The following is a 19399-nucleotide window of genomic DNA, read 5'->3' as shown; positions in this document are numbered from 1 at the left end:
AGCCCGGCTGATCTGCCCGGCCGATCTGCCCGGCTGCGCTGGTCGGGACCGCTCCGCGAATCCCGTCGCCCGTCGAAAGTCGCCGATCCGCCGGAAACGCGCCCGAATGTCCTGGCGTGTCATCTGCGCAGGGGGCGTCCGATCCGTTCGGCGGCCGGGGGGAGGCGTAGCGGGCGGGACGTCAGGTACCAGCCGATGGACAGCAGGAGGCCCGCGACGGGCAGGGCGGCGTAGGCGTAGGGCGGTGCCGAAGCGAAGAAGGCCTGGGCGAACAGGGCGGCGTAACCGGCCATCGTGACGAGCAGCGCTCCGGCGATCGGGCTGTTCGGCAGGTAGTGGAAGCAGAGGTCGATGGTGACGGCGCCGGCGAGCAGGAAGACGGGCAGGAGCGAGGCGGGGAAGTGCGCGAGGTCGAGGAACACCCACATCGCGGCGCGGTAGGCGAGGTAGCCGGTGACGATCGCGGTGGCCGTCCAGCGGCGGCCGATGACCCGGCGGGCCACGACGAGGACCAGCATGCCGCCGGCCAGCGTCCACAGCGGGTAGACCCAGTCGGAGACGGGTAGCGAGAACTCCTCGACCATGACGCGGTCGACGGGGCGTCCCATCTGCTTGGCGGCGAACTCCAGCAGGCTCGGCTCCGCGTAGGGACGGCCCGCGTCCCACGACCGGAGTTCGAGGACGCCGTACTCCTGGTGCTGCGCGGGAAAGTGCCAGTTCTCCAGGAAGAACGCGAAGAAGACGCCCTGGACGACCGGATGTCCGGCCGCCGTCCGGCAGCATCCCGCGAGCATCAGCGCGGTGCCGATGTAGAGCAGCGCGTGCGACGGGCTCCACGAGGTGATGTCGAGCCCGTTCACGCGGTGGTTGATGACGTCGACCGGGATCGCGACCATGAAGATGGCGATGCCGACCTCGAGCAGGCGCTTGGCCGTCTTGTCGACGCCGAACCCGGTGTACCAGTGCAGGCCGACCAGGGCCATGGCGAGGACGCTGCCCACCACGTTGAGCAGATGCGGTGGAGCCAGGTCATCGCGGAGCCATTTGAAATGCCAAGCGACATCCCATGACGATCCGACCATTTTCAGGGCGAATGCGACAATCCACAGGCGGAACAGAAGCGACTGGATATCGTCGGGCGTCTTCCGCCCGGCTCTTCCCCTGGTCAGCCTGCTGATCGATACATCCGTGAGCATGCGGGCAATAGTGCCCTTACCGGACCCCTGATGACAACGGTGAACGGGGTGGGAACTCCACGCCTCCATCGGTCGTCAGAATCGTCACACGCCCGGTAGGGAGGTGCTCGCCCATGACACCCTCGATGACCGCCCCCGAGTTCCGCCTCGGACTGGCCATCCTGCCCGCCCATCTGGCCCTTCGCGTGGCCCGCTTGCAGCGCTACGCCCTGCTCCCCCTCCCGTGTCCCGGCTGCCGCGAAGTCGGCTCCGTGACCCGCCTCGTCTTCACCGCCGCCCGCACCTCCGAGCCCGCGGCCGAGACTCTCCTGTCCCTCGCCGAACGCACCCTGACCACACCCGCAGCCCACGACCATCCCCTCCTCCGCATCTCCCATGTCCCGGCCACCCCCGCGGACCACCGCCCCGAGCCCACGGCCCCCGGCGACAGCGCACGCGCCACGCCCCCGGCCCCTTCGTCCGCGGCGGCGAGAACGAGGACCCTCCCCGAACGAGTCCGCCCCCTGCCCCTCGCCGAGCTCAAGCGCACCGCCCTCACCGAGCGCAGCGGCGCGGCCCCGGTCGAGGGCGGCGGAATCCGGGACCGCCACCACGCAAGCGACGTGTCTGGCGCCGTGGGCGCCACCTACGGCAGCGGTCTCGAAGACACGGCCACGGGCACGGTCAACGGCGACGAGCGCATCGATCGGAGAGGCCCGGACAGGGCTGAGGATCGTGGGACGGCCGGGGAACCGCGACGCGGAACCGCAACGCCCGGCGAGGTCAGGAGCGATCAGCACTCGGACGGCGGTTCGGCCACGGCTGAAGTTCCCGCGGCCCCGGGTCGGCGGGCCGCGGCCGGAGTTCCCGCAGCGCAGGACCTGCTGGCCAAGCCCGGAATTCCCGCAACCCCGGACCTGCCTGCCAAGCCTGGAGCTCCCGCAACCCCGGACCTGCCTGCCAAGCCTGGAGCTCCCGCAACCCCGGACCTGCCTGCCAAGCCTGGAGCCGCTGGTGGGACGTCCCATGCTCGGCGGAGGGTGCGGGTTCGGCGGGCGGGGGGTGCTCGGGGGGATGCGCTGGGTGGGCAGTTGTCGCGGTGGTCGGGGACTCGGCCGCTGGTGGCGGCTACGGATGCCAGCTGGAAGAACGGGCGTGGGGGGATGGGGTTCCTCACCACGGACGGGTTCTGGGGGGTGGGGTCGTGGGCTGTGGGGCCGCAGGACCGGACGGGGCCGAGCAAGATCCTCGTCACCGAGTTGCGGGCCGTGCAGCTGCTGCTCACGTCGGTTGATCCGGCCGTTCCGATGACGATCCTGGTCGACTCGATTCCGGCGCTGCGTTATCTGTGGCGCTGGCAGCAGGGGGAGACGTTGGCGCTGCCCGCGGGGTATCAGGATGATCCTGCCGGGCTGCTTCCGCTGGCCCGTCAGCTCTCGCAACGTCCTCATCTCACCTTCCAGCACGTCAAGGGGCACTCCGGCCATCTGCTGAACGAGGCCGCCGACTCCCTGGCCTCGATCGGCCGGCGACGCGCCTCTCTCAAGTACGACGCCGAGACACGCGCCGCGGACCTCGTCAACTCCTTCCTCACCTCCTGGACGGACCAGAGATCGGCGTGAGCGGCAGCCCCTGGACTCGGCAACCCCCTCTGCGCCCGTCTCGAGTCGGCGCCGAAGCGGCGTCGCCCAGATGCGCCTCGCGAGACGGAGAAAGCCACCTGATCAGGCCGACGACCGACGGCAACTCCGCGAACCGCACACCTGGACGCTACGGAAATTCAGCGGCGAGCGTCAGAAGCCCTGTGGACAACCGGCGAATCACGAGGTCAGAGCCGTCCCCGACGAGTCCCGCCCATGCTGATCCACCCGGCGGCCCCCGCCGTCCCGACGGATCAGAAGATCTTTCCCATGACGCCGGACTCGATGACGACCGAACTGCCGATGACGAGGAAGACGCCGGGAACCAGCCACTGCCCAGAGCGTTCGACCCACTCGATGATCTTCTTATGGGACCCGAGCCACGACGCGGCCAGGCACCAGAGCGCGACCCCGACGGCGAACACCCCGATGGTGACCACGGTGGCGGGCCCTCCGATGGTGCGGAACACGGGCGTGTACACGGAGATGTTGTCGGCACCGTTGGCGATCGTCACCCCGCCACCGAGAGCAGCCCGGTCGCCACGGCCGACGAGGCGTCCCGCCCGCCGCCGCGAGCACGGACCGCCGCGACCAGGCCCTTGACCCCCAGCGCGAAGGGAACGAGACCCAGCAGCCCGACCCGGTCATCCGGCACGATCGTCAGCCCGAGCGCCGCGACCACCGATACCAGCACGAGAACCGCGATCCCGACGTACTGTCCGCCCCAGATCCGCCACGGCCGCGGCACGCCACCGGCCCGCGAGGCGAGGAACAGCACCGTCAGGACGATGATGTCGTCCACGTTCGTCCCGGCGAACATTCCCGCCGCCGTCACGACCGTTCCCAGGATGCCGTCCACGACCGAGAACCTACCGGCGGCCTGATCGTCCCCCCCTCCCTCGGTCGGCCCGTCCTCAGCGTTCCCGAAGCGCCACGAACGCCGGGCGAGTGCCGTCCGGATGCGCACCTCGAGAGCCGGGCCACCGGTAACCCGCAACGAACCCAGCTCAGGGCCGCAGAACCCCCGCCGCCAGCCCTTCGTACCCGAGAGCGACGAAGGTCTCCCCCAGCTCCCCGGCCCGCCGCAGGATCTGGACGGCGTCCTGCAGCTTCCGGAAGGCCTCCCCATAGGGCCGCTGAGCCTCCAGCGGCAGGCGCGGAACCGCCGCCCGACGCCCGTCGGCGCGCGAGATGTTCGTGGTCCCGGCCCGGCCCACCCCCGCCGCCCGCAGGAAGCACGCCAGGAAATAGGGATCGCACCGAGCCGGCTCAGGCCGGAAGACCTGCAGGTGAGGTCCGGCGACGGCCCCTCCGGGTTCGGTGATCACATAGGCCTCGAGCCGGCGTGCGAGCACCGGCACCACCACATCCCCACGCTGGAGACGGACGAGCCCGTCGCCCTCCGAGGTCCGCCCGGACGCCTCACCGCCGAGCGTCACGTCCTGAGCCGTCAGAACGGGAACCGGCCCTCCGTCGATCTCCATCCTCATCGGCGCCTGCCTGACCGTGACCGCCCCGCTCTGGATCAGCTCCGCGACCGTCGTCATCGGAAAGCCCTGCCGCTCCTCGGCGAGCGACCCGAGCGCCGCGACGGCCGCCCCCAGCTCCGCGAGAAGCGACTGAAGACTCTCCCGCACGGTGGTGAAATCCATCCCCCGGGCGACCGACTGCACCACATGACGGGACGGCGTCAGATCCACGACGTCATCCAGCAGATCGATGATCGCCATCCCGCGCCCGTACTCGCCGCCGACCTCCGGACGCTCCCCGAACTCCTTCCACAGCTCCAGCACCCGCTCCTCGAACTCCTCCACTCGCCCGAAGTCCCCGAGCAGGACATGGGAGGGCAGCGCGTCGCCCTCCGCGGGCCGTCGCAGCAGCCACAACTGCGGGGCCGCGGGCGACCCCGACGCCTTCCCCGCGGGCAGCTCGAAGACGGCGCGCAGGGTACCCGTCCGCAACAGCTGCGAGCGGATCCGCCGCCCCGACCTGCGATCCGCCACGGCCGCGGGCATCAGCACCGCCGCCCGCCCACCCGGCTTCACATGCGACAGGGCGTGCTGCACCCACGCGAGTTCGGGCTCACCGCGCGGCGGCAGCCCGTAGGTCCACCGGGGATCGCCGGTCAGTTCCTCGTAACCCCAGCCGCGCTCGGCGAACGGCGGATCGCACAGGACGACGTCCACGAGCACACCGTCCAGGCCGTCCGCGCGCAGGGAGTCGCCTTCGGCCGTCTCGGCCTGGACCGGCGCCCGCTCGCCGCTGCGCAGCGCCATCCGCGCCCCGCACATCCGGGCGAACGCGGGATCGCGGTCCTGTCCGTAGACCCGCTCGGCGCCCTGCTCGGCGGCCGCGAGCAGCAGGGTCCCGGTCCCGCAGGCCGGGTCGAGGACGCTCGCCCCCCGCACCCCGCACAGTGCGGCCATCAGCCGCGCCGTCTCGTCCGGAGTGATCGCGACCCGCCGCGCGTGCGCCTCCACGAACCGGTCGAGCAGGAACTCATAGGTCCGCGACGCTCCGTTCTCAGCGGCGAGTTCCCGCAGCTCAGCGGCGAAAGGGCTCTCGCCGCCCACCGCCAGCAGCATCCCGAAGTCCCCGACGGCCTGCGCCAGGCCGAGATCGTCGACGGCCGACCTGACCTGCTGCCAGAACCGCTCCTCCGCCGCGACCTGGACGCCCTTCCCCTGCCTGACCAGCCATTCCTCGACCTCTGACAGTGCGAAATGGGGGCTGCTGGCCGTCCCTCCGACGGGCTGGGGGAAGTCGTCGTAGCGCCGCCGCCAGTTGCTGACCGCCGCCCTGCCGAATCCCGTGAGCCTGGCGATGTCCGCGGCGGTGACCGTCGCGGCGGAGTTCTTTTTCACGGGCGGCCCGTACCCGCGTGCGGCCGGGCATCACTCACCGCGTCCGCGACGGGCTGTGAACCCGGATCACATCAGCGGGCGGGCGGTTTGAGCGTCGGCCACCAGGCCGTCAGATCGGCGGGATCGTAGGTGGCGGTGAGGGTGAGCGTGGCGGGCATGAGGGGGAAGCGGCGCCCCGGCGACCAGGACCGCTCGTAGGAAGGGGGGTCGAGGACGAGGACCCGGGAGTCGCCGAACAGCGGGATGTCGGCGGGGACGCCCTCGTTCCAGATCCACTCCCCGTTGACGTCGACGAGGTTCCACCAGCCCGTGACGATCGGCGTCATCGGGCTGGACTCACCGGTCGTGAAGGCGTCGACGTGGCGTGGGTCGACCGGGCGTCCGGGGAGATGATCGGGGACGAGCACGGCGGCGAGCAGCGTGTGGAGCTGGAAGTTGTCGCCGACGCCGTGGATCTCGACGCCCCAGCCCTGCCGGGTGGTGCGGTCGAGGATCAGGAGCTGCTCACCGTCCAGGACGCGCCGCAGGTCGCGGACGTAGTCCAGCTGAGGGCAGTGGGCGGCGGCGCGGTCGACGAGCTCGTCGGTGTCGTCGACGGCGGCGCGGGTGGCCGGCGACAGGGACAGCAGGGTGCAGGCGGCGCTCGCGAACTGCGGGAGGGCGTACCAGCACTGCATGGCGATGCGGGTCCGGTCGCCCAGGATCGCCTGAGTTTCGCGGTAGATGTCCGGTGTGGGGCCGTCCTCGGCGGCGGGGACGTGCGGCCCCCAGGCCTCGGCGAAGGTCAGCGCGCCCGAGGAGACCCCGCTGAGACGTTCGATGACGGGGATGCCGTCGACGTCGGCACCGCTTTCGGCGAGGGCGCCCGCGAGGTTCGCGAACCAGCAGCCGAGCTGGGGCGGAAGCTCGGCGGCGACGTCCACGACACGGTGCGCGGCCCGGGTCAGATCATCCTGCGCCGCCGTGGGGGCGGCCTCCAGCGCCGCCTGGAGGTGGGCTTTGAAGTCTCCGCCTTCCCGCGCGGCACGCACCGCGTTCCCACACGCCTGAAGCAGCATGACGATCAACTTACCGGCCGGGCCCGACATCCCGACCAGGCAGGATCCGGCCAGAGGTCACAGACCGGACCCGATTGCCGACGGACCGCTCCAGCGGGCCTCAGTACGCTGCGAGTCCGATCCCCTGGAGGAGCCGTGCAGATCAAGCTCGAACTCGGCGACATCACCGAGCAGACCGTCGACGCGATCGTCAACGCGGCCAACTCGTCGCTGCTCGGCGGTGGCGGCGTCGACGGGGCCGTTCACCGGCGCGGCGGACCCGAGATCCTCGAGGCCTGCCGGGCCCTGCGCGCCTCGCACTACGGCGGCGGCCTCCCCGCCGGCCAGGCCGTCGCCACCACGGCGGGCCGCCTGGACGCCCGCTGGGTGATCCATACCGTCGGCCCGGTCTGGTCGCCCACCGATGATCGTTCGGCCGTGCTCGCCTCCTGTTACCGCGAATCCCTCCGGGTCGCGGACGAGCTGGGCGCCCGGACCGTCGCCTTTCCCGCGGTGTCGGCCGGCGTCTACGGCTGGCCCCTCGACGACGCCGCCCGCATCGCCCTCGAGACCGTCCGGTCCACCGGCACCCGGGTGAGCGAGGCCCGTTTCGTCCTCTTCACCGAGGACGTCCGCCGGGCTTTCACCGCCCGGCTCTGACACGCCGTGTCTTCCGGGCGTCCCGGTCATCAGGAGGGCGGGCCGGCCGGCCGGTCGCCCGCGTGGAGGGCCTTGACGCGATCGGCCAGGCGGGCGCTCGCCTTGCGGAGGCGTTCGGCGCGGTCGGCCTTCGGTGAGGTCGAGGCGACCATGATGATCGGGATGCCGCGCTGGTGGGCGGTGCTCATCAGCGTCTCGGACGCGGCGGGCATGAGGGTGAGGATCGTCGCGGCGAAGAGCCCGGCGGGGAGTTCGGCGGTCCGGCCGAGACGGTTGCGGTAGACGATCTCGCAGGGGATCACCGAGTCTCCGCCGCCTGCGCCGCGGGCGGCCATGACCAGGGTGAGCAGTGTCTCCGTCGCCCTGGTGACGACCCATTTGCGGCCCGGGACGGGCGGAAGGAAGTCGCGGATCCGGTCGACCTCACGATCCATCACGACGTCGGGGAGCAGATCGGCGGTGCTGTGGCGCCGGATCTCGATGACGCGGTCCCAGGCGACCGTCGTCCCGTCGAAGCCGATCTCGTCGGGGCCGATCTCCACCGCGCCGAAGTCGTCCAGGAGGCCGAGCAGCTTGCGGACGGTGCCGGGCGTCTTCGGATGCCGTCCGATGATCCCGCCGACGGACAGCTTCCACCGCTTACCGGGGACGGGTTGCTCGGAGGAGCAGAGGGCGTCACGAACCCAGGAGTCCATAACGCGAGAATCTAGACCAAAAAGGGCGGTCCTGACGGGACTTGAACCCGCGACCTCCACCTTGACAGGGTGGCGAGCACTCCAACTGCTCCACAGGACCTCACGCCGTTCCTCGCGGAGGGCGACGACGAACAGAATACGGGGTTCCGGGGACTGGTGCAGCCACCCGGTAAATTCCCTGATCATGACTCGGACGACGACGCCCTTCACCGCCGACGAACGGACCACCCTCCCGGCCTTCCTGGACCTGTTCCGGGAGACCGTCGCGGCCAAGTGCGAGGGCCTGTCCGAGCCCGACGCCCACCGCCGCCTGCTCCCGGATTCTCCCGACATGTCGGTCGCCGGGCTGGTGAGCCATCTGCGCTGGGTCGAGCACTACTGGTTCGAGCACGTCCTCCTCGGCCGTCCCGACCTGGCCCCCTGGACCGACGAGGACCCCGACGCCGACTTCCGCGCGGACGGCCTCCTCCTGGCGACCGTCCTGGCCGCCTACGAGGCCCAGACGACGGCCTCCCGCCGGGCCGTCGCCGACCTCCCCCTCGACACGATCGCGTCCCTGGACCGCCACGGCTCCCCGGTCTCGCTCCGCTGGATCATGATCCACATGATCGAGGAGACCGCCCGTCACGCCGGCCACCTCGACATCCTCCGCGAACTCCTGGACGGCACCCGAGGCGAATAGCGCCTCATGCGGTGATTCAGGCCTTCCTCGCCCGGACGAACCAGATCTCCTGCCTCCGAGCCAGCCGTCCGGGGAGGGGCGGCACCCACCCCACCCCGTTCAGGTCCCCCTGCAGATGGGCTTCGGCCTCCCACCCGTACCGCGCCAGGCAGGCGGCGGGATCGGCCATCGCACCGGTGAAGCCCGACCCGCGCTCCGCCATGAACCGCAGGAACCCCTGGTTCTCGGCGGCGGCGAGATAGCCGGGATGCGGAACGTCGAAGGCCAGCCAGGACCCCGGCACCGACCGCTCCGTGATCTTCCGCAGCACATCGCCGATCTGCTCCTCCCGCAGGTAGTAGAAGACCCCTTCCACCGTCCACAGGCTGGGGACGGCCGGATCGAACCCCTCCAGCCCCCACTCGCCCCGAAGATCGACCTCCAGCCGCGACACCCGGCACGACGCCCGGAAGTCCTCCAGCAGCCCCGCCTTCTCCGCCAGCTGCCCCGGCAGATCCACCTCGATGTAGTGCAGATCCCCGGGAAGCCGCAGCCGATAGGCCCGCGTATCGCTCCCCGCCCCCAGCGACACGATCTGCCGAACCCCCTCTTCGACGGCCGAGAGCACCGTCTCGTCCACCAGCCGCCCCCGGATGATCACCATCGCGTTGGGCGCCTCGTCCCCCACGGCCGGCCGCTCCCCCGCCGGCACGAGAACCTGAGCGAACGGATCTTCCAGATACCGATCTTCCCTCCGATGCTCCTCGGCCCGGAACCCCGCCATCCAGCCCGAAGTGCCACGAACCGCACCCTCATCACCCGGAGTAGTCACAGCCAGCAGATCGTAGCCCCGGGTTATCGAGTTGGCAGTCTCCCCCCACATCACCTAAGCTCTTCCACGTTGCCCCGGAGCAGAAGTGCACAAGCCCCGGGCGCAGCACCAAGGTCCTGTGGAGCAGTTGGAGTGCTCGCCACCCTGTCAAGGTGGAGGTCGCGGGTTCAAGTCCCGTCAGGACCGCGCAACAACCCGGCCAGGTAGCTCAGTCGGTACGAGCGACCGCCTGAAAAGCGGTAGGTCGGCGGTTCGACCCCGCCCCTGGCCACCACTGTTCACCAGCGAAAAGACCCCGATCCGTGATCTCGGATGCGGGGTCTTTCTCGTGTGGGTGCCTAACTGGGTGACTAGGCCGCTCCGGGCGTCTCTTCGTCCTCTCCGGGCATCGCCGGGAAGATCTCGTCCATGGCCGTCGCGCCGTCCTGGATGACGGGCCGGATCTGGTGCCGGTAGACCAGCTCCGTCACCGCCGTCCCCTGGTGGCCGACCAAGCGGGAGATGCTCTCCAGCGGCACCCCCGAGTCGGAGAGCAGCGAGACGAACGTGTGCCGGAACTCGCGGGGCGTCCAGTCCTCCGGCTTGAGGCCCGCCTTCTTGAGGATGGGGCGGATGTCCCGCTTGACGTTGTCCGCGCTGAGCGGGCGGCCCGTACGGGTGCAGAACACCAGGCTGTTGCCCTGCCACCGGTCGCCCGCCTTCTCCCGCGCGGCGTCCTGACGCACCTTGTGCGCGCGGAGCGCCTCGACGCAGCGGAGCGGCATCGCCAGCGTGCGGCGGGACTTCGGGGTCTTGGTGTCGCCCCCGGTCCGGTCCGAGCGCCACACCATGATGGACGGCGGAATGATCGGCATCCCGAACGCGGCGGGCTGGCCGTCGAGGTCCGTGAGCGCCCACGTCAGCGCACGGAGTTCCTCGGTACGGGCACCGGTGAGGATCGACAGGACCACGTACGCCTCAAGGGCGTAGCCCGGGGCCGCGCTGAGGACGGCCTCAGCCTGCGCGAGGGTGAGCGACTTGGACGGGCGGCCCGCGCGCCCCTCGGGGATCTCGGCCAGCTCGACGACGTTGCGCTTCACGCGGTCCATGGCCTGGGCCTTCTTCACCGACCGGTTGAGGATCGAGTGGAGGATCCGCAGGGACCGCGTGCTGAGCTCACCCGTCCGGGCGTTGAGCCAGCGCTCGACGTCCTCGACGGTGAGGTCGCGCAACTTCCTGCTGCCGAGTCCGGGGATCACGTGGTTCTCGGCGTACCCCCGGTAGTCCTTGACCGTCTTGGGTGAGCGTCCGCTGAGCCCGTACTCCAGCCAGTACTTGACGGCGTCGGCCACAGTGTGGCTGCCGTCGCCCACGGCAAGCCCGTCGTCGAGGTCGCGGACCTTCTCCTTGAGCTTGCGGAGAGCCCCGGACTTGGTGGGGTCGCTGGCCTTGCGGACGATGCGCCGGCCGTCCGGGTGGTACCCGACCGTCACGGACGCGATCCAGCGCTGACGCTGCTCGTCCCAGTGCAGGCCGCCGTCTCCCCTGCTGCGTCGCTTGGTCATCAGGCTGCTACCTCCGTGGTTTCGAGGATGGTGACGAAGGCCGCGATCGCTCCCGCGCTGACGCGGGTGGCACGGCCGGACTTGCAGATCGTGAGGCGTCCCGCCGCGATCTCCCGGTAGAGCTGGGAGCGGCTCAGCGACAGGACGGCCATCGCTTCGGGGACGGTGTAGAGGGCCTTGGAGAGGGTGAGGACGGCGGGCATGACGGTGCCTCCCGAGTGCTGTTCGGGCACGTGCTGAGGGGGGTAGCCGTAACAGGCGTAACAGGGTCGTTTTCGCTGGTCAGCCTGTTACGGCTCGTTTTGCTGTTACGCCTTAGCCGTAACAGCGGATGAAGCCTCACATGCTCTGAGCAGGGCTTTCGAGGCTGTTACGGCTGTTACGGGTACCCCTGGCGAGGATGACGATTTCGGCGTCGGGGCCGGTGTCGGCGGGCGGGTTGGGGTCGCCGCAGTAGCGGCTCCAGGCGTCGGTGAAGTCGGCCCGCAGGTACCCCTTGAGGAGCTGGCCGTTGCTGAATCGGGCGGTGGTCGAGCGGATGTCGTATTCGCGCAGCAGCGCGCCCAGCTTCATCGCGGTGAGGCCGTTCGGCCCGTACGTTGCCCAGGGCGCTTCGGGGTCGGCCTTGAGCCGTTCCAGCAGCAAGGACGTGGGCAGGCCGGTGTCGTCACCGAAGACCTTGCGGCAGTCGGTGAGCAGTCGCAGGCGCGGGGACATCTGCTCTTCGTCGGTCTCTCCCGTGAGGGCGAGGACGGCGGCCCGGGCGCGGTCGGGCCAGTGCCCGCCCGCGTGGTCGGCCACCGCCACGAGCGGTTCCCAGGTGTCGGCGGCCCGGTCCTCGACGGGCATGTCCGGCTCGGCCCGCTCCAGGGTGTCGAGGTCGGCGCGCAACCAGTCGTTGAGCTGCTGAGCGACGGTGCGCAGGGCGGGCCGGTCGCGGCGGTGGCGGAACGGGGCGACGGGCTCAGCTCGGTTGCGGCGGCGCATCTTGACCACGACGGCGCGGTCTTCGATGGTGTCGGGCATCGCGCCGATTCCGGCGAGTGCGGCCATGGCGAAGGTGGGGATGGACTCGACGCTACGCGTCTCGGCGTTGTACCGCTTCGCGGGCCGGTTGCGCTGGTGGCCCGCGTTGAGCAACCCGCGCAGGTCCTCGTTCCCGTCCGCTTTGGGACCGAAGATGGTGTCGGCCTCGTCCACGAGCATGGTCGGCGGGTCCTCGGTGATGGACCGGTAGACGGCGGCCGGGCTGCTGTTGACCGTGATGAACGGGTCGTGACACGTCGCTTCGACGACGTCCAGCAGCCGGGACTTGCCGCACCGCTTCTCCGGCCCCCGGATGACCAGCCGGGGGGCGTGCGGCCAGGCGGGCTGAGCGTGGGTCGCGGCGATCCACAGCGTGACGGCGTGTCCGGCCTCGACGCTGGGCAGGATCACGTACTTGTTGAGCGCGTCATGCAGAGCGTCCAGCAGCTCCGCACCGGTCGGCGGGCTTTCGGGGTTCACGCGGCTACCTCCTGGCGTCGGGTGATGGTGCGGGGCCGCCGCGCCCCTGCGGTGAGCGCGGCGTTGATGGTGGCGAGCGCTTCGGTCTCGGTGAAACCGTCCCTGCCGGGGCTGAGATGGATGCTGACGGCCTCTGTCAGGGTTTCCCTTACAACAGGCTCGGGAAGGGCTCCAGCGCCCACGAGACGCCCCAGGTTGTAGGCGGCCTTGTTGAGCGCGTGGTTGCGGCCCCCGATCTGCGCCTCGACCACCCGCCGCGCCTCCCCGTTGAGTGCCGCTTGCAGGTAGCCGTCGAGGTCGGCGACGTCGCCGGACAAGCGGGCACCCAATTGGGGTGTGGGCGTCGGGATGGGCGCGGTGAGGATCTCCAGCAGCCAGCCGGGCAGGGGCGCGGGCGGGGCGTCGTTGACGACGTCGTAGGTGCCGGTGCCGTCCGGGAGAGCGACGTGGGAGCCGGGGCCGACGACGTACCCGCCGCCCGCTCGGGTGTCGATGAGCCAGCCGTGACGGCCGTTGGTGTTCCGGAGGTCCAGCCCGGGCGGGACGTCGTAGTACAGGTGCAGTCCATCGCGGCGGGTCCGCACGGCGAACGTGTTGGTGGGGAAGGGCTGGCCCGCCCGCTCGCACAGCAGGGCGAACGCGTCGGCCCCCTCGTTGATCCCGGGCAGGTCCCACTCGGGCGGCGGGGTCTTACCGGGCTTGGGCGTGTCGAGGTCGATGACCACGAGCCGGGACGGCCCGCACGCGACCGCGACGTTGAACGGCCTGCGTCCCCAGAACGCGGCGATCCGGTCGGGGTCGGCGGTCGCGTGCTGCTCCCAGTCGGTGAAGCCCGCCAGTGGCGTCTTGTGCCCGGGCCGCAGCGGGAACACGTGCCACCCTCGACGGGCGGCGGCCAGCGCGAACGGCAACGTCCCGCCGCTCACTGGTCGGCCTCGACGTCGTAGGGGTCGGGCTCGTCCTGCCGCACGGGGTAGCCGCGCGGGTCGTAGTCGTCGTGGTCGGCCTCATACGGCTCGTCGGCGGGCACGCCCCAGGTGCAGGGGCCGCCGCAGGCGTCGCAGTCGCCGTCGTATTCGGCCGGGCAGGGCTCGTCGTCGTGGTCGTCGCCGCACTGGGAGCAGGCGCAGTCGTCGCACAGGTCCAGGCCGTTGAGGTCGTCGAGGGTGCCGCAGCGGGCACAGTCGCCGGTGGTCATCGGTGGTTCCTCCTTCTCAGATTCGGGTGAGGCGGGCTAGGCGGCCCGCAGCTCCCAGTCGGTGAGGCAGTCGAGGCAGCAGCCGTAGCGGGTAGGGAGGGTGTAACCGGCGTCGAGCTGGCAGCGGGGGCAGGTGCGGCGGGCGCGGTTGGCCTTGTCGAGGGCGGCCAACTGGTGCGGGGTCGCGGTGCGCTTCGGCAGGGCGAAGCGGACGTCGTAGAGGTAGGCGACGCGGACGTACGGGGGCTTGCGGGAGCCCCAGAGGATCTGTCCGGCGATGGGCTGGCCGCCCGGGCGCAGGCCGTTCGCGGTGAGCTGGCGGCGGGTGAGCAGGTGGGCGGGGGCCATCCGCCACGGCCACGTGGGGAGGCCGTAGCGGGTGCCGGTCGGGTCCATGAACCGGTCGGCGCGGGTGATCCGGGGTCGCTTGGTCTTGGTCGTGGGCATGGCGGGACGCACCTCCGTACGGGTGGCGGTTTTGGGGGTTCTGGCGGAGGGTCTCTAGGGCGTCTAGGACGGTGTCTGTGCTGGCCAGATGGGGTGTGATCGGCTAGGGGCGGGGCCTAGTTCCTAGGGGCGATGCGCCTAGATCTAGACCCCTGCCAGAGGCCGGTTAGGCGGGTCTTAGGGCCGGTTTCAGGCCCTGTCGAGGGCCTGCGTGAGGTCGTCGCGGCGGTAGCCGTTGCGGTTGCGGCCGTCGATGTCCACCTGTCGGGGGAAGACCCCGAGCGGCTTGAGGGCGGCGGCGAGCTTGCCCGCGTCCCAGCCGTCGTAGCCGTCCATCTGGGTGAGGGCGTCGAGGATGTCGGCGGTGTGGCCGCCCTTGGGGTGACCGCCCAGCGCCTCGACGACGGCCAGCAGGAGCTTGACGCCCGGGCGTTCGGCCGACACGGGCAGGGTGCCCGCCGCCTGACGCAGGTCGTAGGCGCGGGAGGCCAGCCCGGACAGCTCCGTCTCGTTGAGGAACGCGGACCGGGTCTGGATCGGGAGCGCGCCTTCCGAGAGCAGGTAACCGGCCCCGCGCTGGTCGGCGTTGAACGTCGCGGCGCTGTAGCCCTGGGAGGCACGGCCAGCGCCCAGGATCGTGTCTGAGGCGTCCGGGGTGGTGCAGCGCAGCGCCCAGCGGATGCTGAGGATGTCGCGCAGACGGGTCGGGACGACCTCGGCGGCGGGACGCTGAGTCACGGCCCCCGTGACGATGGCGGCGGCCCTCCCACGGCCGACGATGTCGGCGACGGAGAGCACGAACGCCTTGTCGGCCTTGGTGTCGCCGGACGCGGACCACGTCTGGATCTCGTCGAGGTGCAGCAGGATGGGGTTGATCCCGTACTTGACTGCGATCTCTCGCGTGATCTTCGGCGTGCCCAGCTTGCGCAGCAACTTGTACCTGCGGTTCATCTCCTCCCGGACGGTCTCCAGCATCTCCATGACGGGGTCGTGTCCCTGCCGGTCCCCGATGACGCCCTTGGTGAGCGGCTCAAACAGCATCTGGTCGAAGCCGTACTTGCCGTCCCCCAGGTACAGGTCGATGTAGGGGTCGAGGGCGGCGAAGCACAGGATGTTGTTGCTGGCCACGGACTTGCCGCCGCCCGGCTCCCCACCGATCAGGTACGAGCGTTCCACGAGCGAGAACGCGACCGCGCGGCCCCGAGCGTCGCGGCCCGCGAAGACCTTGTCGGTCCAGAAGCTCGTACCGGCCGCCTGCGAGACGAGCGGATTCTCCACCCGGTCTCCCTGCATCGGGTCCTCATCCGCCACCCACAGCTTGACGCGCCCGTTGTGGCCGTTGACCGGGTCGAGGGCGACCTGTACTTCGGCCACGCCGATGGCGGACGCGATCTCTCCGCGCTTCTTGGTCGCGGTCTTGTAGGTCGTACCGGGCGGCAGTTCCACGGTCGCGATCCACGCGTTGGCGTCACGGGTGACGGCCCCGATGACGCGGATCTGGTCGAGCTTGCCCAGCTTGGCGGCGGCCAGCGCGAACCGGACGGCCTTGCTCCCCGGGTGGGTGCCCAGCGCCCCGCGCCCCCCGTCGCCTTTGCCGGCCGAACGGAGCTTGCGCTCCGCCGCGCCCACCGCGCCCAGCCCCAGCAGTGCGGCGAGGGTGAACAGGAACGGGCCGAACGCGGCCCAGATGACGGCGGTGGCCAGCACGGACAGGCCCAGACCGGCCGCGCCCATCCGCTGACGGGACTTGCGGAGCTCCAGCACCATCTTGGGGTTGCTCCCCAACTGGGCGTTGAGTTCGGCGGCGGTCGCCCAGGACCACGCGGCACGGATGCCGCGCCCAGTGCCCAGCGTGCCGTAATAGAGCTCGTGCTTGAGGACGGCGTTGATGACCAGGTCGGGGCGCTTGGCCAGCTCGACAACGCCGTTGACGAGCTGCTCGGCGGACGCGCGCCAGTCGGCGAACATCTGCGGGCCGCTCGGCTTCCGGCCGGGCACGTTCGGGACGCCCTCGACAATCCGGCCCTCAATGGGGGGCGTGTCGTCCTGCTCGTCGTCGGGGGCGTGTCCGGGGGCCTTGGGGAAGGGGACGATCTGGGCGTCGGGCCGGGTGTGGTCGGGCAGGTCCCGGTCGGGGTCGTTGGAGAAGTTCGGTTCGGCGGTCATGCTGTCCTTGCTCCTTCGGGAGAGGCGGGCGGCGGCTGACTTCTTGGCGGACGTGGGCCGCCGCCCGGTCTGAGGGACGGTCAGGCGGCCTCTGCCAGGGGCAGGGCCATGACGCGCTTGGCGCGGTCGAAGCTGATGTTGAGAGCGGCCTGCACTCGACGGACGGGAGCGTTCTCGGGGAGGTCGCCGGAAGAGACGAGAGCGGCCAGCCGCTCCCGCAGGACGTCATCGGACGTGGCGCGCGGAGACGTCGTCGAGGGCTTGCGGCGGGCGGACGGGGGGACCTTGACGCCCTTGTTGGGGCGGGTGACGGCTGCTGCCGAGATCTGCTGTTCGCGCAGGTCAGGCAGGAAACTCGGGGCGGGTTCGGGCTCGACGACCGGGGCAGGGTCGAGGTCGAGGCCCAGCTCAGTGAGCAGCGGGACCTTGCCGCCGTGGGCGTCGGTCCACGGGTCGGCGTCGCTGATGCTCTCGTCGATGATGCCGATCAGGTGCGCGGTAGCGGCGGCCCCGACCGGACCAATTGAGTGCGCGAGCATGGACCCCAGCAGCGTGGCCACGCTTCCGACCGTCCAGGCGGCGGGGGCGACAGCGGCGGCGGCCAGGTTGAGCAGGATCGAGGTCGTCAGACAGCCGTAGGCGATGCGGGCGGCGTGGTCGTCGAGGCGGCCCCCGCAGGCGGCCAGCCCAGCGCGGACCAGGATGACCCACACAACCGCGCCGATCAGGACGGGCTCAAGCACCCACAGCGCCCACCACGTCGGCGCGGCGCTGGTGACGTTCATCAGCCGGGCACCGCCCGCCTGCACGCCGGTCGTGGACCAGGCGGCGAAGCCCAGCAGCACGGGCACGAGAACCTTGAGGTTCCGCGCCCGCAGGCGCTCCAGCCGCAGCGCCCGGGCCTCACCCGACCGCGCCATGTGGGCCGCGATCCGGATGCGTTCCCCGGAGTCCTTGGACTCCCGGTAGACCCGCGCCAGCGTGGCGGACGCGTTCGCGGACGCCTCCCGCTCGGCCCGGTCGAGGTCAGCGCGGCGAGTCTTCTCCGACAGGTCGGCGAGCGCGCGGTTGTGCTCGGCCGTGGCCGTCGTCCGCGCCAGCTCGTCAGCGCGGCGGACGGCCTCACGGTCGCGCTGCTGCGCAAGCTCGTCGGCCAGCTCGGACGCCGGGAGCGTCGGGGCGTTCGGGTTGGTCGCCTTCATCGGGTGCTCTCCTTTCGGGTTGGGCTGGCGTTCCGTGAGACGGCCGGTAGGACCGGCCGTCCGGACGCAGCGTCAGCGCGTCGTCCTGGTGGTGTAAGTGCCGAAGCGGGCGACGCCCCGGACGTGAACGCGGGACAGGCGGGCCACGATCCGCCGACCGATCAGGCGGAGTTCGGGGTAGATCAGGGCGAGACCAGCGGCGATGAACAGCAGACCGATCAACATCAGGCGGCCTTTCGGGTCGAGCGGGCCGCGCTGCGCAGGCCCGCGATCTCCTTCGGGGTGTGACCCGCCCACACGCCGTGAGTGGGGGTCACGCGGAGCGCGTACTCCAGGCACGCGTCCCGCACGGGGCAGGTCTCGCAGATGTCGCGGGCGGCATCGATGCGGGCCTGTCGCTCAGCGAGCGTCTCGGCGGTGAAGGCGTCCGGACCGGTGTGCAGGTCCGGGTCGTACCGGCACTCGCCGTCAGCGACCTGCGAGAGCAGGTCCACGAGCGGGAGGCCCGACAGCTCGACGCTGAGCGCCCGGGCCGACATCAGAACGCGTCCACGAACGTCGAGAGCGCGGTGCCCAGGGTCTGGACGCCGTGCGCGGCGGCCACGGGGTTCTTGATGAGGAACAGGAACACGCAGATGCCCACGATGGCCTGCGGCCACTTCTTCGGCTGGGTCGGGATCACTTGCTTACCTCCGTTGGCTCGGTGCCGTTGCCAGGAAGCTAACAGTTGAAATGTTGTCCTAGCAAGAGCCTAACAACTGATCCTTCCAAGATTCTTTTCGAACATGGCCCTGAGCTGCCCGGATGCCCGGAAATCAACTGTTAGGTAGGCTGTGGAAGCAAGGGTCAGTTGTTAGGTGCGTGAAAGGGGACGGTCTGTGTCGGAGTCACACGAGCGACTCAGCCAGCCGGAGAGCCGGTATCAGCAGGTCGCGCGGAACCTGCGCAACGACATTGAGGCCGGGGGCTTGCGCCACGGGGAGGCTCTGCCGTCCACCCGGGCGCTTGCCGAACGCTGGGACACCAGCGTCCACACGATCAATGAGGCCATGCGGGTCTTGATCGAGGAAGGGCTTGTGATCAGCGAGTCGCGGTCCAAGCGGGTCGTCAACGCGCCTGACCAGAACCTGCGGGCCGACCTGCGGACGCAGGCCCCGCACGTCGTCATCGTCGGCGGGTACGCGGGGAGCGGCAAGACGGAGCTGGGGCGCATCCTCGCGCGGGAAACCGGCTGGCCCATGCTCGACAAGGACACCCTGACGCGCCCGGTCGTCGAGGCCGCGCTTGAGGTCCTGGGACTTTCCCCGAATGACCGGGAATCGGACGCCTACCTGACGAAGATTCGTCCCCGCGAATATGAGGCGCTGCTTGCCGCCGCAGAGGAGAACGTCTCTTGCGGCAACAGCGTCATTCTCACCGCGCCGTACCTACGTGAGTTGAAAGATGCCGCTTGGGTGGCGCGAATCCAGGCGCTTTTTTCCGCTAAGAACGCGACTACTTCTCTCGTATGGGTCTACTGCGATCCAGACACCATGAATACCTACATCCGGCACCGTGGGGCCGCCCGTGACGCTCACAAGCTGGCGCACTGGCAGGAATACCTTGCTGGCGTTGACGTGCAGTTCCGTCCGGCTGGCGCTCACTTCGTCGTAGACAACAGCGCGTCGAGCGAGCCCCTGCAAGCGCAGGCGCGGGAGGTCCTCAAATCCATCCTCTCGGGCGGCGGGAACTGATGCGGGGCGTCATTCTCTATGGCCCCCCAGCCGCCGGAA

The 19399-nt window shown here is 70.5% G+C and carries 22 protein-coding genes and 3 tRNA genes; 6 read left to right on the top strand and 19 right to left on the bottom strand.

Features of this window, described 5'->3' with window-relative positions; all coding sequences use genetic code 11:
• Positions 1–119: 119 nt before the first annotated feature.
• On the bottom strand, positions 120–1001 hold the full coding sequence (locus ABD785_RS27050; RefSeq protein ID WP_344833619.1) for a hypothetical protein: 882 nt from the start codon (positions 999–1001) through the stop codon (positions 120–122).
• A gap of 308 nt (positions 1002–1309) precedes the next feature.
• On the opposite strand from ABD785_RS27050, the gene ABD785_RS27045 reads away from it, so the two are divergent.
• Positions 1310–2797 carry a ribonuclease HI gene (locus ABD785_RS27045; protein ID WP_344833616.1) on the top strand — a complete coding sequence of 496 codons (1488 nt, stop codon included), beginning with the start codon at positions 1310–1312 and terminating at the stop codon, positions 2795–2797.
• A gap of 272 nt (positions 2798–3069) precedes the next feature.
• On the opposite strand, the gene ABD785_RS27040 is transcribed toward ABD785_RS27045, so the two are convergent.
• The 4 genes from ABD785_RS27040 to ABD785_RS27025 form a co-directional block, all read right to left on the bottom strand.
• Complete coding sequence (locus tag ABD785_RS27040) at positions 3070–3330, bottom strand: cadmium resistance transporter (RefSeq protein ID WP_344833613.1); 261 nt, start codon at positions 3328–3330, stop codon at positions 3070–3072.
• A complete protein-coding gene (locus tag ABD785_RS27035; RefSeq protein ID WP_344833611.1) occupies positions 3327–3674 on the bottom strand; it encodes a cadmium resistance transporter in 348 nt (115 codons plus the stop codon). Before ABD785_RS27035 ends, ABD785_RS27040 begins: the two co-directional genes overlap by 4 nt.
• 148 nt (positions 3675–3822) lie before the next feature.
• Positions 3823–5679 carry an N-6 DNA methylase gene (locus tag ABD785_RS27030; RefSeq protein ID WP_344833609.1) on the bottom strand — a complete coding sequence of 619 codons (1857 nt, stop codon included), beginning with the start codon at positions 5677–5679 and terminating at the stop codon, positions 3823–3825.
• Positions 5680–5750: 71 nt separating this feature from the next.
• Entirely contained in the window at positions 5751–6737 is a 987-nt protein-coding gene (locus ABD785_RS27025) for a hypothetical protein (protein WP_344833607.1), read from the bottom strand.
• Positions 6738–6872: 135 nt separating this feature from the next.
• Between ABD785_RS27025 and ABD785_RS27020 the strand changes: the two genes are divergently transcribed.
• A complete protein-coding gene (locus ABD785_RS27020) occupies positions 6873–7376 on the top strand; it encodes an O-acetyl-ADP-ribose deacetylase (RefSeq protein WP_344833605.1) in 504 nt (167 codons plus the stop codon).
• 29 nt (positions 7377–7405) lie between these two features.
• Here ABD785_RS27020 and ABD785_RS27015 read toward each other — a convergent pair whose 3' ends face one another.
• A complete protein-coding gene (locus ABD785_RS27015) occupies positions 7406–8071 on the bottom strand; it encodes a hypothetical protein (RefSeq protein WP_344833602.1) in 666 nt (221 codons plus the stop codon).
• 26 nt (positions 8072–8097) lie between these two features.
• Positions 8098–8171 (bottom strand) — tRNA-Asp (locus ABD785_RS27010).
• Positions 8172–8255: 84 nt separating this feature from the next.
• Here ABD785_RS27010 and ABD785_RS27005 point away from each other — a divergent pair.
• A complete protein-coding gene (locus tag ABD785_RS27005; protein ID WP_344833601.1) occupies positions 8256–8753 on the top strand; it encodes a DinB family protein in 498 nt (165 codons plus the stop codon).
• Positions 8754–8769: 16 nt separating this feature from the next.
• Here the strand turns inward: ABD785_RS27005 and ABD785_RS27000 are convergent, their stop codons facing one another.
• Complete coding sequence (locus ABD785_RS27000) at positions 8770–9516, bottom strand: class I SAM-dependent methyltransferase (RefSeq protein ID WP_344833600.1); 747 nt, start codon at positions 9514–9516, stop codon at positions 8770–8772.
• A 160-nt stretch (positions 9517–9676) separates the two neighbouring features.
• Here ABD785_RS27000 and ABD785_RS26995 point away from each other — a divergent pair.
• Positions 9677–9750 (top strand) — tRNA-Asp (locus ABD785_RS26995).
• 11 nt (positions 9751–9761) lie between these two features.
• A tRNA-Phe gene (locus ABD785_RS26990) sits at positions 9762–9838 on the top strand.
• Positions 9839–9914: 76 nt separating this feature from the next.
• Here ABD785_RS26990 and ABD785_RS26985 read toward each other — a convergent pair.
• The 11 genes from ABD785_RS26985 to ABD785_RS26935 all read right to left on the bottom strand — a co-directional run bounded on the left by ABD785_RS26985 (position 9915) and on the right by ABD785_RS26935 (position 18309).
• A complete protein-coding gene (locus ABD785_RS26985; RefSeq protein WP_344833599.1) occupies positions 9915–11108 on the bottom strand; it encodes a tyrosine-type recombinase/integrase in 1194 nt (397 codons plus the stop codon).
• Positions 11108–11341, bottom strand: a complete 234-nt coding sequence (locus tag ABD785_RS26980; protein ID WP_344833597.1) for a helix-turn-helix domain-containing protein — start codon at positions 11339–11341, stop codon at positions 11108–11110. Before ABD785_RS26980 ends, ABD785_RS26985 begins: the two co-directional genes overlap by 1 nt.
• Positions 11342–11447: 106 nt before the next feature.
• Entirely contained in the window at positions 11448–12614 is a 1167-nt protein-coding gene (locus tag ABD785_RS26975) for a DUF3631 domain-containing protein (RefSeq protein ID WP_344833594.1), read from the bottom strand.
• Positions 12611–13540 carry a bifunctional DNA primase/polymerase gene (locus ABD785_RS26970; protein ID WP_344833591.1) on the bottom strand — a complete coding sequence of 310 codons (930 nt, stop codon included), beginning with the start codon at positions 13538–13540 and terminating at the stop codon, positions 12611–12613. Before ABD785_RS26970 ends, ABD785_RS26975 begins: the two co-directional genes overlap by 4 nt.
• Positions 13537–13812 carry a hypothetical protein gene (locus tag ABD785_RS26965; protein WP_344833588.1) on the bottom strand — a complete coding sequence of 92 codons (276 nt, stop codon included), beginning with the start codon at positions 13810–13812 and terminating at the stop codon, positions 13537–13539. The genes ABD785_RS26970 and ABD785_RS26965 overlap by 4 nt, the downstream gene beginning before the upstream one ends.
• A gap of 36 nt (positions 13813–13848) precedes the next feature.
• Positions 13849–14259: an RRQRL motif-containing zinc-binding protein gene (locus tag ABD785_RS26960; protein WP_344833585.1), complete on the bottom strand. Its 411-nt coding sequence runs from the start codon at positions 14257–14259 to the stop codon at positions 13849–13851.
• A 189-nt stretch (positions 14260–14448) separates the two neighbouring features.
• Positions 14449–16425 (bottom strand): FtsK/SpoIIIE domain-containing protein, encoded by a 1977-nt coding sequence (locus ABD785_RS26955; RefSeq protein ID WP_344833583.1) that lies wholly within the window; start codon positions 16423–16425, stop codon positions 14449–14451.
• Between the two features lie 80 nt (positions 16426–16505).
• Positions 16506–17627 (bottom strand): hypothetical protein, encoded by a 1122-nt coding sequence (locus ABD785_RS26950; RefSeq protein ID WP_344833581.1) that lies wholly within the window; start codon positions 17625–17627, stop codon positions 16506–16508.
• Between the two features lie 72 nt (positions 17628–17699).
• Positions 17700–17852, bottom strand: coding sequence for a hypothetical protein (locus ABD785_RS26945; protein ID WP_344833578.1), 153 nt, complete (start codon positions 17850–17852; stop codon positions 17700–17702).
• Positions 17852–18166 carry a WhiB family transcriptional regulator gene (locus ABD785_RS26940; protein WP_344833577.1) on the bottom strand — a complete coding sequence of 105 codons (315 nt, stop codon included), beginning with the start codon at positions 18164–18166 and terminating at the stop codon, positions 17852–17854. The genes ABD785_RS26945 and ABD785_RS26940 overlap by 1 nt, the downstream gene beginning before the upstream one ends.
• Entirely contained in the window at positions 18166–18309 is a 144-nt protein-coding gene (locus tag ABD785_RS26935) for a hypothetical protein (RefSeq protein ID WP_344833575.1), read from the bottom strand. The genes ABD785_RS26940 and ABD785_RS26935 overlap by 1 nt, the downstream gene beginning before the upstream one ends.
• A gap of 196 nt (positions 18310–18505) precedes the next feature.
• Between ABD785_RS26935 and ABD785_RS26930 the strand changes: the two genes are divergently transcribed.
• The gene (locus ABD785_RS26930; RefSeq protein ID WP_344833573.1) at positions 18506–19360 is read left to right on the top strand and encodes an AAA family ATPase; all 855 of its coding nucleotides are present in this window, start codon (positions 18506–18508) and stop codon (positions 19358–19360) included.
• Positions 19361–19399: the final 39 nt, after the last annotated feature.

Source organism: Actinocorallia longicatena (assembly GCF_039534125.1).
Taxonomy (GTDB): Bacteria; Actinomycetota; Actinomycetes; order Streptosporangiales; family Streptosporangiaceae; genus Actinocorallia; species Actinocorallia longicatena.
The sequence above is the reverse complement of the archived record's forward strand: the minus strand, read 5'-3'. Positions and strand labels throughout refer to the sequence as shown.

Excerpts from the sequence above, each read along its gene's own strand:
- ABD785_RS27000 (WP_344833600.1), bottom strand. The coding sequence starts at position 9,516 with ATGGCGGGGTTCCGGGCCGAGGAGCATCGGAGGGAAGATCGGTATCTG.
- ABD785_RS26965 (WP_344833588.1), bottom strand. The coding sequence starts at position 13,812 with ATGACCACCGGCGACTGTGCCCGCTGCGGCACCCTCGACGACCTCAAC.
- ABD785_RS27045 (WP_344833616.1), top strand. The coding sequence starts at position 1,310 with ATGACACCCTCGATGACCGCCCCCGAGTTCCGCCTCGGACTGGCCATC.
- ABD785_RS26950 (WP_344833581.1), bottom strand. The coding sequence starts at position 17,627 with ATGAAGGCGACCAACCCGAACGCCCCGACGCTCCCGGCGTCCGAGCTG.
- ABD785_RS26960 (WP_344833585.1), bottom strand. The coding sequence starts at position 14,259 with ATGCCCACGACCAAGACCAAGCGACCCCGGATCACCCGCGCCGACCGG.
- ABD785_RS27005 (WP_344833601.1), top strand. The coding sequence starts at position 8,256 with ATGACTCGGACGACGACGCCCTTCACCGCCGACGAACGGACCACCCTC.
- ABD785_RS26945 (WP_344833578.1), bottom strand. The coding sequence starts at position 17,852 with ATGTTGATCGGTCTGCTGTTCATCGCCGCTGGTCTCGCCCTGATCTAC.
- ABD785_RS27015 (WP_344833602.1), bottom strand. The coding sequence starts at position 8,071 with ATGGACTCCTGGGTTCGTGACGCCCTCTGCTCCTCCGAGCAACCCGTC.
- ABD785_RS26940 (WP_344833577.1), bottom strand. The coding sequence starts at position 18,166 with ATGTCGGCCCGGGCGCTCAGCGTCGAGCTGTCGGGCCTCCCGCTCGTG.
- ABD785_RS26985 (WP_344833599.1), bottom strand. The coding sequence starts at position 11,108 with ATGACCAAGCGACGCAGCAGGGGAGACGGCGGCCTGCACTGGGACGAG.
- ABD785_RS27025 (WP_344833607.1), bottom strand. The coding sequence starts at position 6,737 with ATGCTGCTTCAGGCGTGTGGGAACGCGGTGCGTGCCGCGCGGGAAGGC.
- ABD785_RS26955 (WP_344833583.1), bottom strand. The coding sequence starts at position 16,425 with ATGACCGCCGAACCGAACTTCTCCAACGACCCCGACCGGGACCTGCCC.